General features: G+C 56.4%; 14 protein-coding genes and 1 pseudogene. 9 read left to right on the top strand and 6 right to left on the bottom strand.

What is annotated here, in order from left to right:
• Window positions 1-282: 282 nt before the first annotated feature.
• Window positions 283-1,875, bottom strand: coding sequence for an ABC-F family ATPase (locus tag ABLV76_RS14050; protein WP_004886235.1), 1,593 nt, complete (start codon window positions 1,873-1,875; stop codon window positions 283-285).
• Window positions 1,876-1,923: 48 nt separating this feature from the next.
• Between ABLV76_RS14050 and ABLV76_RS14045 the strand changes: the two are divergent.
• Both ABLV76_RS14045 and ldtB read left to right on the top strand, forming a co-directional pair.
• A pseudogene (locus tag ABLV76_RS14045) lies at window positions 1,924-2,839 on the top strand (tyrosine-protein phosphatase).
• Window positions 2,840-3,016: 177 nt separating this feature from the next.
• On the top strand, window positions 3,017-3,931 hold the full coding sequence (gene ldtB, locus ABLV76_RS14040; RefSeq protein WP_004886230.1) for a L,D-transpeptidase: 915 nt from the start codon (window positions 3,017-3,019) through the stop codon (window positions 3,929-3,931).
• A 130-nt stretch (window positions 3,932-4,061) separates the two neighbouring features.
• Here the strand turns inward: ldtB and ABLV76_RS14035 are convergent, their stop codons facing one another.
• The 4 genes from ABLV76_RS14035 to mntR all read right to left on the bottom strand — a co-directional run bounded on the left by ABLV76_RS14035 (window position 4,062) and on the right by mntR (window position 7,975).
• Entirely contained in the window at window positions 4,062-4,778 is a 717-nt protein-coding gene (locus tag ABLV76_RS14035) for a GntR family transcriptional regulator (RefSeq protein WP_004886227.1), read from the bottom strand.
• A gap of 67 nt (window positions 4,779-4,845) precedes the next feature.
• Window positions 4,846-6,222 (bottom strand): glycoside hydrolase family 1 protein, encoded by a 1,377-nt coding sequence (locus ABLV76_RS14030; RefSeq protein WP_004886222.1) that lies wholly within the window; start codon window positions 6,220-6,222, stop codon window positions 4,846-4,848.
• A 170-nt stretch (window positions 6,223-6,392) separates the two neighbouring features.
• Window positions 6,393-7,505, bottom strand: a complete 1,113-nt coding sequence (locus tag ABLV76_RS14025) for an anion transporter (protein WP_023320026.1) — start codon at window positions 7,503-7,505, stop codon at window positions 6,393-6,395.
• Window positions 7,502-7,975, bottom strand: a complete 474-nt coding sequence (gene mntR / locus ABLV76_RS14020) for a manganese-binding transcriptional regulator MntR (RefSeq protein ID WP_004886216.1) — start codon at window positions 7,973-7,975, stop codon at window positions 7,502-7,504. Before mntR ends, ABLV76_RS14025 begins: the two co-directional genes overlap by 4 nt.
• 185 nt (window positions 7,976-8,160) lie before the next feature.
• Here mntR and mntS point away from each other — a divergent pair, with 185 nt between their 5' ends.
• Together mntS and ABLV76_RS14010 are read left to right on the top strand one after the other, a co-directional pair.
• Window positions 8,161-8,286: a manganase accumulation protein MntS gene (mntS, locus tag ABLV76_RS14015; RefSeq protein WP_004886214.1), complete on the top strand. Its 126-nt coding sequence runs from the start codon at window positions 8,161-8,163 to the stop codon at window positions 8,284-8,286.
• Between the two features lie 268 nt (window positions 8,287-8,554).
• Window positions 8,555-10,135: a phosphoethanolamine transferase gene (locus ABLV76_RS14010; protein WP_165707870.1), complete on the top strand. Its 1,581-nt coding sequence runs from the start codon at window positions 8,555-8,557 to the stop codon at window positions 10,133-10,135.
• Window positions 10,136-10,231: 96 nt separating this feature from the next.
• On the opposite strand, the gene ompX is transcribed toward ABLV76_RS14010, so the two are convergent.
• Window positions 10,232-10,744: an outer membrane protein OmpX gene (gene ompX, locus ABLV76_RS14005; protein ID WP_004886207.1), complete on the bottom strand. Its 513-nt coding sequence runs from the start codon at window positions 10,742-10,744 to the stop codon at window positions 10,232-10,234.
• Between the two features lie 351 nt (window positions 10,745-11,095).
• Between ompX and rhtA the strand changes: the two genes are divergently transcribed.
• The 5 genes from rhtA to glnQ all read left to right on the top strand — a co-directional run bounded on the left by rhtA (window position 11,096) and on the right by glnQ (window position 15,390).
• Window positions 11,096-11,983 carry a threonine/homoserine exporter RhtA gene (gene rhtA / locus ABLV76_RS14000; protein WP_004886203.1) on the top strand — a complete coding sequence of 296 codons (888 nt, stop codon included), beginning with the start codon at window positions 11,096-11,098 and terminating at the stop codon, window positions 11,981-11,983.
• A 237-nt stretch (window positions 11,984-12,220) separates the two neighbouring features.
• Entirely contained in the window at window positions 12,221-12,724 is a 504-nt protein-coding gene (gene dps, locus ABLV76_RS13995) for a DNA starvation/stationary phase protection protein Dps (protein WP_004886200.1), read from the top strand.
• 415 nt (window positions 12,725-13,139) lie between these two features.
• Entirely contained in the window at window positions 13,140-13,886 is a 747-nt protein-coding gene (gene glnH / locus ABLV76_RS13990; RefSeq protein ID WP_004886198.1) for a glutamine ABC transporter substrate-binding protein GlnH, read from the top strand.
• 125 nt (window positions 13,887-14,011) lie between these two features.
• Window positions 14,012-14,671: a glutamine ABC transporter permease GlnP gene (gene glnP / locus ABLV76_RS13985; protein ID WP_002895837.1), complete on the top strand. Its 660-nt coding sequence runs from the start codon at window positions 14,012-14,014 to the stop codon at window positions 14,669-14,671.
• Complete coding sequence (gene glnQ, locus ABLV76_RS13980) at window positions 14,668-15,390, top strand: glutamine ABC transporter ATP-binding protein GlnQ (protein WP_004212183.1); 723 nt, start codon at window positions 14,668-14,670, stop codon at window positions 15,388-15,390. The genes glnP and glnQ overlap by 4 nt, the downstream gene beginning before the upstream one ends.
• Window positions 15,391-15,407: the final 17 nt, after the last annotated feature.

The raw sequence follows: 15,407 nt of genomic DNA, 5'->3' as shown, positions 1-15,407 counted from the left end.
CTCAAAATCCACGGTGGCGCTACCGCTTACCGGGGCTACAGCACTGTGCGGTTTGGTAGCCCCGGTAACGGACAGTTCCAGTAACCATGGGTACAAGATAGGGCTCTTAAGCTCACAATAGCACCGACCGTAGGCCGGATAAGGCGCAGCCGCCATCCGGCGCGAAAGTGGCTCTTTACCCGCGGTTATTGCCCGGCGGCGCTACGCTTGCACGGGCCTACAGATCCCATACCAGGCGTAGCCCGGGTAAGGCATAGCCGCTACCCGGGTAACGAAGAGGAATTACTCGATACCTTTGCTGCGCAGGTAGTCTTCGTAGTTGCCGCTGAAGTCGATCACCCGTTCCGGGGTAATCTCCAGCACGCGGGTGGCCAGCGAGCTGACGAACTCTCGGTCGTGGGAGACGAATATCAGGGTACCCTGATACATCTCCAGCGCCATGTTCAGCGATTCGATGGATTCCATATCCAGGTGGTTGGTCGGTTCGTCCATGATCAGGATGTTTGGCTTCTGCATCATCAGCTTACCAAACAGCATCCGCCCCTTCTCACCACCGGACAGTACTTTCGCCGGCTTCTTGATGTCATCCTGGCTAAACAGCAGTCGACCAAGGATACTGCGCACCGCCTGCTCGTCGTCGCCTTCCTGTTTCCACTGGCTCATCCACTCGAAGACCGTCAGGTCGTTTTCGAACTCGTATTCATGATCCTGCGCGTAGTAGCCAAGTTGCGCGTTTTCAGACCATTTCACGGTGCCGTTATCGGGCTGCAGTTCGCCCACCAGGGTTTTCAGCATCGTGGATTTACCCACGCCGTTGGCGCCCAGAATGGCAATCTTCTCGCCCACTTCCAGCAGCAGGTTGACGTTTTTGAACAGCGGACCTTCTTCAAAGCCTTTGGTGAGGGCTTCCACTTCCAGCGCGTTACGGAACAGTTTCTTGTCCTGCTCGAAGCGGATAAACGGGTTCTGACGGCTGGAGGCTTTAACCTCTTCCAGCTTGATCTTGTCAATCTGGCGCGCGCGCGAGGTGGCCTGACGCGATTTAGAGGCGTTGGCGCTGAAGCGGCTAACGAAAGACTGCAGGTCGGCAATCTGCGCTTTTTTCTTGGCGTTGTCCGCCAGCAGACGCTCACGCGCCTGGGTGGCCGCCGTCATGTATTCGTCGTAGTTGCCCGGATAGACGCGCAGCTCGCCGTAGTCCAGATCCGCCATGTGCGTACAGACCATGTTCAGGAAGTGACGGTCGTGCGAGATGATAATCATCGTGCTGTCGCGGTCGTTCAGCGTCTGCTCCAGCCAGCGAATGGTGTCGATGTCCAGGTTGTTGGTCGGTTCGTCGAGCAACAGAATGTCCGGGTTAGAGAACAGCGCCTGCGCCAGCAGGACGCGCAGCTTCCAGCCCGGGGCGACTTCGCTCATCGGGCCGTAATGTTGTTCAACCGGAATGCCCACGCCCAGCAGCAGTTCGCCCGCGCGCGCTTCAGCAGAGTAACCGTCCATTTCGCCATATTTAACTTCCAGGTCGGCCACTTTATAGCCATCTTCTTCGCTCATCTCAGCGAGGGCGTAGATGCGATCGCGCTCCTGCTTCACTTCCCACAGCTCGCTGTGGCCCATGATCACCGTATCCAGCACGGTGAACGCTTCAAAGGCGAACTGATCCTGACGCAGCTTACCGATGCGCTCGTTCGGGTCGAGAGAAACGTTGCCCAGCGTCGGTTCGAGATCGCCGCCGAGGATCTTCATAAAGGTCGATTTACCGCTGCCGTTGGCGCCGATCAGACCATAACGGTTGCCGCCGCCAAATTTAACGGAGATATTTTCGAACAGCGGCTTACTGCCAAACTGCATGGTAACGTTGCTGGATACTAGCACGGGGATATCCTGAAAAAAGAGTATGAGGGGTGTGATACAGCAGACATTATGCCAGTAAATGACGCACTTTTCACGGTCTGCGGTAAATTCCGCCGCGGCGCTTGTGCTATGGTCTTTGTCAGATGCGCCAGAGACCTGCGCGCAAACCGTTATTCTGTACGTGATGATGAGGAGTACCATGACCACCAGCCTACCGCGACATCCGGCCTTTTTATCCCTGCAGGGCGGCATCAATTTTCGCGACCTGGGCGGCCAGCGCACCGGCGACGGACGCCGGGTACGCAGCGGCAAGCTGCTGCGCTCCGGCGCGCTAAACCGGCTAACGGCTGAGGATCTCAACCACCTGGATACCCTGCCGCTCAGCCGGGTGCTCGACTACCGCGACCCCGGTGAAGTGCAGCGCACCCCGGACAAACTGAGCCCGCTCACCCACTATCTCAACGCGCCGGCCAATCCGCCGCTCGGCGAGGTCAATGCGAAGGTCACCGAGCTGAATGCCGCCACCCTTAATGCGCTGAACGGCGAGCAGTTTATGCTGCAACTCTATCGCCAGCTGCCGTTTAACAACCCGGCCTATCGCCAGCTCGCCGCGTGGCTGACGACCCCTTTCGACGGCGCCTTGCTGCAACACTGCGCGGTCGGTAAAGATCGCACCGGCGTCGGCTGCGCGTTAACCCTGTTCGCCGTCGGATGCGACAGCGAGACGGTGATGGAGGAGTATCTCCTCACCCATGGCATGCTGACGCAGGTGGAGGCCTGGATGCTGGAGATGCTCGGCAATGACCTGACGGCCCAGGGGCGCCAGAGCCTGGCGGACATCCTGACGGTGAAAGAGTCCTATCTCGCCGCCGCGCTGTCGGCCATTCAGCAGCGCTATGGCAATGTCGACGCCTGGCTGGCGGAAGAGTATCAGCTCACCGCCCCAGCCCGCGTCGCGCTGCAGGCCCGGCTGCTGGAAGACTAACCCCTGTCGCCCCGAACGCCAGGGCGCGGCAGCCGAGGCGACAGGGAAAAAAATGTGATTTCGTACACATCTGATTTACCTGTTCAGCGGAATGCACATATAATGCGCTCCCATCTACTGTCTCAATCATTAACAAAGGCCTGTGTGGCGTTGATTTCGCACACGACATTAAAAACTATGAAATTATCTACACTCTTAGCGGCAGCCTTCGCCATCGTAGGCTTTTGCAATACAGCGTCTGCTGTCACCTATCCTTTGCCAACCGATGGCAGCCGTTTGGTTGGTCAGAACCAGGTCATCACCATTCCGGATGATAACAAGCAGCCGCTGGAATACTTCGCGGCCAAATATCAGATGGGGCTTTCCAACATGCTGGAAGCCAACCCGGGGGTGGATACCTATCTGCCGAAGGGCGGTAGCGTCCTGAACATCCCTCAGCAGCTGATCCTGCCGGATACCGTGCATGAAGGGATCATCATCAACAGCGCGGAAATGCGTCTGTACTACTACCCGAAAGGCACCAATACCGTGATCGTTCTGCCGATCGGCATCGGCCAGTTGGGTAAAGATACGCCAATCAACTGGACCACCAAAGTCGAACGTAAGAAGGCTGGCCCGACCTGGACGCCGACCGCCAAGATGCATGCGGAATACGCTGCCGCCGGCAACCCGCTGCCTGCCGTCGTACCGGCCGGTCCGGATAACCCGATGGGTCTGTACGCGCTGTATATCGGCCGCCTGTACGCCATCCACGGTACCAACGCTAACTTCGGTATCGGCCTGCGCGTGAGCCACGGCTGCGTGCGTCTGCGCAACGATGACATCAAATTCCTGTTTGAGAACGTGCCGGTCGGCACCCGCGTGCAGTTTATCGATGAGCCGGTAAAAGCCACCACCGAGCCGGACGGCAGCCGTTACATCGAGGTTCACAACCCGCTGTCGACCACCGAAGCCCAGTTCCAGGGCGGCGAGATCGTGCCGATCACCCTGACTCAACCGGTACAGGCGATCACCAGCCAGTCTGATGTCGATCAGAGCGTGGTTGAGCAGGCTATCCAGAACCGCTCCGGTATGCCGGTGCGTCTGAACTAAGTTCTGCATGACAAGAAAAACGGCGGGCATCAGGCCCGCCGTTTTTTTATCTGTATTGTCCCTGGCTGCGGCTGGCTAAACCTGACAACACCGTGGCCCTGCTGAGCGCTGCGCCGGCAGGGTCCCCGGTCTAGCCGTTATTCACCAGAATAATCCCGCCGTGGTCGTAGCGATAGTGGCAGTGGGCGTACTCCAGCGGCGTGCCGTCTTCCAGATAGATAACCTGTTCCACCTCCAGCACCGGATCGGTGGCCTCGCAGTGAAGATGCTGTTTATCCAGTTCGTCCGGCTTCATCGCCCGCACCACGCGGTAAGATCCCATCAGCTTCAGCCCCAGCGTCTCCTGCACGTAGCGAAACACCGACCCTTCCAGATGGCTTTTGGTTAACCCCGGCACCAGCCCCACCGGCATGACCGTCAAATCCAGCGACACCGGCTCGCCGTTGAGCAGCCGCAGGCGGACAAAGTCATACACCGGGGCATCGGCGTCGATCAGCAGCGAACTCTGCTCCTTGTCAGTGGGAAAACGCACCTCGAAGCGCACCACTTCGCTTTGCACCTCGCCAAGATGTTCCCAGGTTTTGGTGGCGCCGAAATAGTCGCTACCGGGCAGCTCCCACTGCGACAGCTGAAGGAAATTTTTCCGCACAAAGGTGCCCTGCCCTTTGCGAGTATAGATAAGCCCTTCGACGATTAACTGGCGCATCGCCTGCTGGATGGTCATCCGGCTGGTGTTGAACTCCGCCGCCAGCGCAAACTGGTCGGGTAGCGGCGCGCTGGCAGGATACTGCTGGCTGATGATGCGTTTTTTTATTTCCCGCGCAATTTGCAGATACTTCGCCGTCATTCCCGGTCCTTTTACATTCTGTGAGTGACTGGCGGGCAGCATACTAGACCTGACCGCCAGAACATCGTTACATCACGTCGCCGTTGCTGTGGATCACCTGCTTCAGCCACGCATAGCTCTTCTTCGGCACCCGCCGCAGATCCTTGAGGTCATGGTTCTCGCGATTGACGTAGACCACGCCGTAGCGCTTACGCATATCACCCTGCGAGCTCAGGATATCGATTAATCCCCAACCGAGATAGCCGATCACCTGCGCCCCATCCTCAAACATGGCCGCTTTCATGGCGTTGATATGGTCGCGATGGTAGGCGATGCGGTAATCGTCGGCAACCGGATGTTCACCGTCCCACGACTCAATCACCCCGATGCCGTTTTCAATCGGGAACACCGGCAGGCGCCAGTCGTTATAATAGCGGGTGATGATGGTCCGGAAGCCCAGCGGATCGATCTGCCAGTTCCATTCTGTCGCTTTCAGGAACGGGTTATCCTGATTGCCAAACAGCATATAGTTGTTAACCGCCGTTCCCGCCGGGATGGTGTCGCTGTTCAGCGTCCGGCTGGCGTAATAGCTGAACGCCAGATAATCGACCTTCACCGTCGCCATCAGCGCCAGATCCTCAGGACGATAGATATCATCGAACCCTTCAGCGGCGACAAAATGCATCACTTCCGGGCTGTAGCCCTCCCCGGCGTAAGCCCGCAGCAGGTTCTGGTTTAAAAACTCGTCCAGCTGCTGGGCGCACAGGATATCGCGCGGTTTGCAGGTCGCCGGATAAACCAGGGCGTGGGCCAGCATTCCGCCCATCAGACACTGCGGCTTCGTCTGATGCAGGTGATCGGTCAGATGGACGTGCGCCATCATCACATGATGCTGGATCAGATACAGCTCGCGCAGGGTCTTCTCCCCCTGCAGGTAGCCGGAAATCAGAAACGCTTCCGGCGAATGGTACAGATTCTGTTCATTAAAGGTGAGCCAGTATTTCACCTTGTCGCCATAGCAGGCGATCATCTTCTGGCCATAGCGAATAAAGGCGTCCATCACCCGGCGGTCGGTGAATCCGTTGTAGCGCTCCGCCAGCGAGAGCGGCATATCGAAGTGGTACAGGCAGATCATCGGCTCGATGCCGCGGGCGATCAGTTCATCAATAAACTGATGGTAGAAGGCGATGCCCTCTTCATTAAATTCGCCGTCTCCCTCAGGACACACCCGGCTCCAGGCTATCTGAAAACGGTAGCAGTTCATGCCCAGATCCTGCATCAGATCGAAATCTTCCCGATAGCGATGATAGGAGTCGGTCGCCACCTTCCAGTCGGAAGCGAATTCCGCCGGTTGCCGGATATCGTACACCGACATCCCCTTGCCGCCCTCGTTCCACGCCCCCTCCGTCTGCATGCTGGAGACGGAATTACCCCATAAGAAATCTGCCGGTAGTCTGTTCTTCATCCTGCGCCTCGGTATATGACTAGTCATTTAAATTTCATGACTAGTCATATACCGAAAAGCGAACGGATGCGCAAAGCCAGGGATCGTTTTCTGTGAGCCGGGCAAAAAAAAGATCGCCCCGAGGGGCGATCCTGTCGAACGGCGTGGAGGGCGGCGTACCGCTGCGAAAATCAGGCGCAGAGTTTGAAGAGCCAATAGCCGGTAAGGGCCGCCCACAGCAGCATGGGAATGGAGTAGAGATGGAAACGCCACCAGATCCGCCGATCGCCTGCCATGCGCAGCGCGATGATATTGGCCAGCGAGCCCGGCAGCAGACCAAAGCCGCCCACGTTAACCGCCCAGGCGAGCAGGATCGACGGCGGGACATAGTTGAGCAGCAGAATGGTCGAGGGCACATTGCTGATCACCTGCGACAGGCCGATGGCGGTCAGCCACAGTCCACCGCCGGAGAGCGCCCCGACCCCGCTCAGCACCTGGTGCAGCGCCGGAAGCTGGGTCAGCAGATGGACGTCGATAAACATCACCATAAACACCAGCAGCAGCGACCAGTCCACATGGACGATCACCGCCCGGGCCAGTATCAGGAAGCCCAGCAGCACCAGCGCCAGCCCCCACAGCGCCTGATTCATCTCCAGCGCGGTCAGGAACACCAGATACAATCCCAGACAGCTCCAGACCAGCTTTGGCTGCCACGATGGCGCCTTATCGCTACTCTGGTAGTTGAGCCGGTTTGCCGGGAAACAGAACCAGCACAGCGCCAGCAGGGTCAGCATCATTGCCGCCGCCAGCGGTAGCATCTGGCCGATGAATCCAGGGAAAGAGAGACCGGAGCGTCCCCACAGTAAGATATTCTGCGGGTTGCCGATCGGCGTCAGCAGCGACCCGGCGTTCACCGCCAGCGCTTCGAAAATAATCAGCCGGTTCACCGGGATGGCGCACCACTTCTTCAGCGTCAGGGTCAGGGGCACCACGATAAACAGCGCGACGTCGTTGGTGAGGAAGGTGGATAGCAGCGCCGCCGCCAGCACCATAAACATAGCCAGCTGGCGTTCGGTGACAAAGCGGCGGGCCATTTTACGCCCCAGCACGTCAAAATAACCGCTCAGTTCAATCCCCTTGGTCAACAGCATCAGGCCGCTGAGGGTGATGATAGTATGCCAGTCAATGGCCGCCGGCCAGCTTGCCGGGACAAACGGCACCATCACGCTGAGTACGCAGGCGATAATCAGCAGCAGATGGAGAAAACGGTCGCGCAGCAGCGACTGGACGAAGGGAAGAGTCATGCTTCCTGAGATCCCTGTGTTTGGGTAAATTTCAGGAACATCGCCAGCGTCTCCTCGCTCACGTGATGCTCCATTCCCTCCGCATCGCGGCGGGCAATCTCCGGGCTGACGCCGATAGCCAGCAGGAAGTTCTCCACGATTTGATGGCGCTCGCGGCTCTCCTGGGCCAGCTTCTCACCCTCCGCGGTTAAGAATATGCCGCGCCACGGGATCTGTTCGATAAGGCCGACGCTGGCCAGCCGTTTGAGCATCTTGGCGACGGTAGGCTGCGAGACCCCCAGCCGGGCGGCCATATCCACCTGACGCGCCTCGCCCACCTCGCGGATGAGATCGGAAATCAGTTCAACATAGTCGTCAATCAGCTCGCGTCGATGCGCTTCCCGCACCTGACGGAACCCTTCAACGTGCTCTTCAACATTTACCAACTGCGTCACTTTTTTTGTTATTGGCTTACCTGCGCGACGGTTCATTGTGCTTCCTCATTCGTGTGACGCGTCAAGCATCATATAAAAAGATCCACATTGTAATGGATTGCGCCAAGAGCACAAAAAATTAACGTTTTAGCCATAGCTATAAAATATAGCCTGTGCTATATCTGTATATAATGCAAACATCCATCAGGGAATGATGGAGCGAACAGGCAGGAGGAGAGCAGATGAACGAATTCAAGAGGTGCTTAAACGTGTTTAGTCATTCCCCCTTTAAAGTACGCTTAATGCTGCTCGGTATGCTGTGCGAGATGATCAACGGTAAACCGCAGCAGGACAAACCCCATTCCTGAGGCGGCGTCGCGGTACGCCGCTTCATTTTTCTGTCATCATCCGCCGCTAAACTGACCGGTTTATCCCGTTCCCCCCACCTTTTTTCAAGTTTTGTAAGCGCCCTCGCAAAACAATCTGTTATGTCTGGTTGACCTTACCATTTACAAGCCCTATCTTTGCACAGCCCTGCCACATTCGCGGCTCGCAGAGACCCTCTTCACGCACTGTCCAGCAGGTTTTACCCCTTGACGCCAGGGGATGCGCATGGCCTCTTTTTGATTGTTTACTATGAATGTCACCACCCTGAAAGATACGCTGGTCGCCCGCCGACTGGCACTGAACCCATGGACAGGATTCTACTTTTTACAATCGCTGTTGATTAACCTGGCGCTGGGCTATGAATTTAGCCTGCTCTATACCGTGGCATTTACCTGCGTGTTACATCTTCTGTGGCGCGCCTTTCCGCGCGTGCAGAAAGGGGTGGTCGGCGCCTATTCTCTGCTGGCGGCCCTCTACTACCCCTTTGGCCAGGCTTACGGCGCGCCCAACTTCAACACCCTGCTGGCGCTGCACGCCACCAACGTGGAAGAGTCCACCGAAATTCTCACCATCTTCCCGTGGTACAACTATCTGCTGGCGGTATTTATCTTCGCGCTGGGGATCATTGCGGTCCGCCGCAGGATCGTCGGGCAGACCCGCTGGGGAAAAATGGAGACCCTGGGCCTGCTGTTCAGCATCGGGATCTTTTTTCTCCAGCCGGTGCAAAATCTCGCCTGGGGCGGGGTATTCAAGGTAATCGATACCGGTTACCCGGCCTTCCGTTTTGTCAAAGACGTGGTGGTGAATAATAACGAGGTGCTGGACGAGCAGGCGCGGATGGCGCAGCTGGCCGGCATGAAAGACAGCTGGCACGTGCTGGCGGTGAAGCCGAAGTACCATCTCTATGTGGTGGTGATCGGTGAAAGCGCCCGCCGCGACGCCCTCGGCGCCTTCGGCGGCCACTGGGACAACACGCCGTTTGCCAGTTCGGTGAACGGGTATCTGTTTAACAACTACGTCGCCGCCAGCGGCTCGACGCAAAAATCCCTCGGCCTGACGCTTAACCGGGTGGTCGATGGCAAACCGCAGTTTCAGGATAACTTTGTCACCCTCGCCAACCGCGCCGGTTTCCAGACCTGGTGGTTCTCCAATCAGGGACAGATCGGCGAGTACGACACCGCTATCGCCAGTATCGCCAAACGGGCGGACGAAGTGCAGTTCCTGAAAAACGGCGATTTCGAAGCCAATAAAAACACCCAGGACGAGCAGTTACTCAAGTTGACCGAGCAGGTACTCTCCACCCAGCGCACCCAGCCGCAGCTGATTGTTCTGCACCTGATGGGCTCGCACCCGCAGGCCTGCGACCGAACCAAAGGCAAATACACGGTTTTCGTCCAGTCGAAAGAGACCTCCTGCTATCTCTACAGCATGACGCAAACCGATACCCTGCTGGCTAAGCTCTACAGTCAGTTGCAAAATTCCGGCGCCACCTTTTCCCTGACCTACTTTTCCGATCATGGTCTGGCGTTCAAGGAGCGAGGCAAAGAGGTGCAGTATCTGGCGCACGACGATAAGTTCCAGCAGAACTTCCAGGTGCCGTTTATGGTGCTCTCCAGCGATGACAAAGCGCATAAAGTGATTAAGGCGCAGCGCTCGGCGAATGATTTCCTCAGCTTCTTCTCGCAATGGACCGGAATCAAGGCGGCGGAAATCGCCCCGCGCTATCGGTTTATCTCTGAGCAGAAGGCCGGCCCGGTGTATATCACCAACTTCCAGCTGCAGAAGGTAGACTATTCACACCTCGGCAGCGATGAGTTCACCATCAACTAAAACGACGCGTTCAGCGCCGGCCAACCGGCCGGGCTGGCGATCGCCAGGCAAAAAAAATCCGCCCCGGAAGGCGGATTTTTTATATCACCGGAGTGATTAGAAGCGGTAACCCACGCCAGCAATCCAGGTGCCGACGTCAACGTTACGAATACGAGACTGCTCGTAGGAGAAGTCCAGGGCAACGTTTTCGATCGGGTTGAACTGCAGACCAGCACCGTAGGAGAAACCGTAGTCGCTCATATCGGATTTATTAGGGAAGTTGTTGTTCTGGAATTTACCGTAACCAACACCCACTACGCCGTAGATGCTTGCCCAGTCGTTCAGACGGTAAGCCGGACCTGCGGTGATGCCGTAGTACTGACCTTTGTTGTAAGTACCGTTGCTGTTGTTATCCTTCTCGGTGTAGGTGAAGGAACCGATAACACCCAGCGGGTTGTTATCTTGCTCGTAACGGTATTTCAGGTTGAAACCGCCAGCTTTGTTCGCTTTACCCTGCATGTCGCTCTGCGCGTAACCGCCGGTTACAGTAGAAGTTGCAGCAAATGCAGTGGTACCTACGGATGCAGCCAGAACAACGGCCAGTGCTGAAAGACGTGCAATTTTATTCATAACCACCTCAAATGTGTTTCTAATAAGTCCTAAGCCTTAAATATATCAAAAACTTTTGGGAAACTCTTTGGAGTTTACATTGTCTAACATACTTTTTCATGTAACCAAAAGTTTCCATATTTCTATAACAATATGGAAAACAACAGTTTTTGGCGTTAACTTACAGTTTAACGCTCATTAAGAAATTCGCAAGCATCCAGATTAATCCTAATCACCTGGTGAATTTCTCAGCAACGTTCGCCATTGTACTGTTTTTGCCCCTGTTTTTTTCAACATTAGCTCAACCGTCAGCAGCTAATTCCAGTACACTGGAACTTTTACCCCTTTTGACAAAAACTGACAGGAGAAAGGATGCCCGGTCCATCCCGAAAAGCGGCGGCATGGTTGCCAATAGTGGTGATTTTAATCGCTATGACCTCGATTCAGAGCGGCGCATCGCTCGCCAAATCGCTGTTCCCGGTGGTCGGCGCCCCGGGGGTTACCGCCCTGCGCCTGGCGCTCGGGACGCTGATCCTGGTGGTGGTGTTCAAGCCCTGGCGGCTGCGTTTCTCTCCGGCCCAGCGCGTGCCGCTGCTGCTGTACGGCCTGGCGCTCGGGGCGATGAACTATCTGTTTTATTTATCCCTGCAGCGTATTCCGCTCGGCGTGGCGGTAGCCCTCGAGTTTACCGGCCCGCTGGCGGTGGCGCTTTTCGGCTCGCGCCGCCCGCTGGATTTTGTCTGGGTGGCGCTGGCGATCCTCGGGCTGTGGTATCTCCTGCCGCTGGGCCAGAACGTGGCGCAGGTGGATTTAACCGGCGCGCTGTTCGCTCTCGGCGCCGGAGCCTGTTGGGCGGTCTATATTCTGACCGGCCAGCGCGCGGGCGAGGAGCATGGTCCAGCCACGGTGGCGATGGGGTCGCTTATCGCCTCGCTGGTCTTTGTCCCGTTAGGCATGGCGCAAGCTACCGATACGCTGTGGCAATGGTCGCTGCTGCCCCTGGGGCTGGGGATTGCCATTCTCTCCACTGCACTCCCCTACTCCCTGGAGATGATGGCCCTGACGCGCCTGCCGACGCGCACCTTCGGCACGCTGATGAGCCTCGAGCCGGCGCTAGCCGCCCTGTCCGGTATGGTCTTCCTCGGCGAAACCCTGAATCTCTCCCAGACCCTGGCGCTGGGCGCTATTATCATCGCCTCAATGGGCGCCACGCTGACCATGCAGCGGCAGAGCAAAATTAAGCAAGTCGATATCAATTAACATTCTGTTACGGCGGCGGCCCGCGCGAGTTACGGGCCCGCCAGCCTCCGCTAACCTTCTGACTTAGCTTGTTTTTTCAAATAGCCAACCACTTTACGCTATCGGAGTAATATGGCCTGCCGATGCCTCATACTTTAAAACCCTTGCTATACTTAGTCCCGAAGTTACCTGGGACAACGCTCCACATCATTCAGCTTTGAAGTGTGACGAGCATCAATATCAAGAGGATATGAAACGATGAGTACCGCTAAACTGGTTAAATCAAAAGCATCTAATCTGGTCTATACCCGCAACGATGTCGCTGACAGCGAAAAGAAAGCGACCATTGAGCTGTTGAATCGCCAGGTGATCCAGTTCATTGACCTGTCCCTTATCACCAAGCAGGCACACTGGAATATGCGCGGTGCGAACTTTATCGCCGTGCACGAAATGCTGGATGGCTTCCGTACCGCGCTCACTGAGCATCTGGATACCATGGCGGAGCGCGCCGTACAGCTGGGCGGCGTCGCCCTGGGCACCACTCAGGTGATCAACAGCAAAACCCCGCTGCAGAGCTATCCGCTGGATATCCATCATGTTCAGGATCACCTGAAAGCGCTGGCGGACCGTTACGCGGTAGTGGCGAACGATGTGCGCAAAGCGATCGGTGAAGCCAAAGACGAAGATACCGCAGATATCTTCACCGCCGCTTCCCGCGACCTGGATAAATTCCTGTGGTTTATTGAAGCGAACATCGAGTAAGGCTTTGCCGTCGGCCGCAGCGCGGTCGACGGCGCCTTTGCTTTCCCATCCCAACCCTTGCTGTTTTTCCCCTCCGCCTTTCCCTCACCCGCTGTCCTTGCACCATTTCAGGGCGTCAAATTGATGAAAATGCGCACAAAAGTAAAACAATTGTAATAATCACCTCACACAATCGTTACACCGAGATTGTTTTCCCATCAGGGTTTGCGCTAAAAATGGGCTCGTTATTCAGCGACCACAGGATGCACCAAAATAACGCCCCGTTATGGTGCACTCTTTGCCTGAAATGATCGATATTGTGCAGCGGCTACCGCTTCGTTTGTTTAAAAACAACAGGTTGTAAAAGTGGCACGATTTTTTCATTAGGCTAGTCGTTCTCGCAGGGGATCGTCCCGTGGATATAAAAGGAAATGCTATGAAGTCTGTATTTAAAGTTTCACTGGCTGCACTGACCCTGGCTTTTGCGGTTTCTTCCCATGCCGCCAATAAGACCCTGGTTGTCGCCACCGATACGGCGTTCGTCCCGTTCGAATTTAAGCAAGGCGATAAGTATGTGGGTTTTGACGTTGACCTGTGGGCGGCCATCGCCAAAGAGCTGAAGCTCGACTACACCCTGAAGCCGATGGACTTCAGCGGCATTATCCCGGCGCTGCAAACCAAAAATATCGATCTGGCGTTGGCGGGGATCACCATTACCGACGAGCGTAAAAAAGCCATCGACTTCTCTGACGGCTACTACAAAAGCGGCCTGCTGGTGATGGTCAACGCCAATAATAACGACATCAAAGATGTGAAAGATCTGAACGGCAAAGTGGTCGCGGTGAAGAGCGGCACCGGCTCCGTTGACTACGCCAAAGCTAATATCAAAACCAAAGATCTGCGTCAGTTCCCGAACATCGATAATGCCTATATGGAGCTGGGTACCGGCCGCGCGGATGCCGTCCTGCACGATACGCCGAACATCCTCTACTTCATCAAAACTGCGGGCAACGGCAAATTCAAAGCGGTAGGTGAATCACTGGAAGCGCAAAACTACGGTATCGCCTTCCCGAAAGGCAGCGACGAGCTGCGTGAGAAAGTGAACGGTGCGCTGAAAACGCTGCGCGAGAACGGCACCTACAACGAAATTTATAAAAAATGGTTCGGCACTGAACCAAAATAATAAAAATGTCCTTCGCCGGGCGCAGGCCCGGCGACATCACAACGGTCTTCCGGCACAGACGCTGCGGGAGACCGTATTTTGGCGGAGGCTTTCCTCTGCTCTCGACACGGTAACAGGAACGTATTATGCAGTTTGACTGGAGTGCCATCTGGCCCGCCATTCCGATTTTGCTGGAAGGCGCCAAAATGACGCTGTGGATTTCCGTCCTCGGCCTGGCCGGCGGCCTGATCATCGGTCTGGTGGCCGGTTTCGCCCGCTGCTTCGGCGGCTGGATCGCCAACCACATCGCGCTGGTGTTTATTGAAATCATTCGCGGCACCCCGATTGTGGTGCAGGTTATGTTCATCTACTTTGCGCTGCCGATGGCCTTTAGCGATCTGCGCATTGACCCCTTCTCCGCGGCGGTAGTGACCATCATGATTAACTCGGGCGCCTATATCGCGGAAATTACCCGCGGCGCGGTGCTCTCCATTCATAAAGGCTTCCGCGAAGCGGGCCTGGCGCTCGGCCTGTCGCGTCGCGAAACCATTCGCCACGTGATCCTGCCGCTGGCGCTGCGCCGCATGCTGCCGCCGCTGGGCAACCAGTGGATCATCAGCATCAAGGATACCTCGCTGTTCATCGTCATCGGCGTCGCCGAACTGACCCGTCAGGGACAGGAGATCATCGCCGGCAACTTCCGCGCGCTGGAAATCTGGAGCGCCGTTGCCGTGATCTACCTGATCATCACCCTGGTCCTGAGCTTTATTCTGCGTCGTCTTGAAAGAAGGATGAAAATCCTGTGATTGAATTTAAAAACGTCTCCAAGCACTTTGGCCCAACCCAGGTGCTGCACGATATCTCTCTGAAAATCAATCAGGGTGAAGTGGTGGTCATCATCGGCCCGTCCGGCTCCGGTAAATCGACGATGCTGCGCTGTATCAATAAACTGGAAGAGATCACCAGCGGCGATCTGATTGTCGATGGCCTGAAGGTCAACGATCCAAAGGTGGACGAACGTCTGATTCGTCAGGAAGCAGGAATGGTGTTCCAGCAGTTTTACCTGTTCCCGCACCTGACGGCGCTGGAAAACGTGATGTTTGGCCCGCTGCGGGTACGCGGCGCCAGCAAACAGGCAGCGGAGAAGCTGGCGAAAGATCTGCTGGCGAAAGTCGGTCTGGCTGAGCGCGCGCATCACTATCCGTCTGAACTCTCCGGCGGCCAGCAGCAGCGTGTGGCCATCGCCCGCGCGCTGGCGGTGAAGCCGAAGATGATGCTGTTTGATGAGCCCACCTCCGCGCTCGACCCGGAACTGCGCCATGAAGTGCTCAAGGTGATGCAGGATCTGGCGGAAGAGGGTATGACGATGGTGATTGTGACCCACGAAATCGGCTTTGCCGAAAAAGTGGCCTCGCGACTGATCTTTATCGACAAAGGACGAATTGCCGAAGACGGCAATCCACAGGAGTTGGTGAACAACCCGCCAAGCCCGCGTCTGCGCGAATTCCTGCAGCACGTCGCCTGACCCACAACGGCTCTCTC

It is taken from the genome of Klebsiella sp. GB_Kp047 (genome assembly GCF_040065235.1).
GTDB lineage: Bacteria > Pseudomonadota > Gammaproteobacteria > Enterobacterales > Enterobacteriaceae > Klebsiella > Klebsiella quasipneumoniae.
Note: the sequence above shows the minus strand (reverse complement) of the source record. Positions and strands in the feature narration are given on the sequence as shown.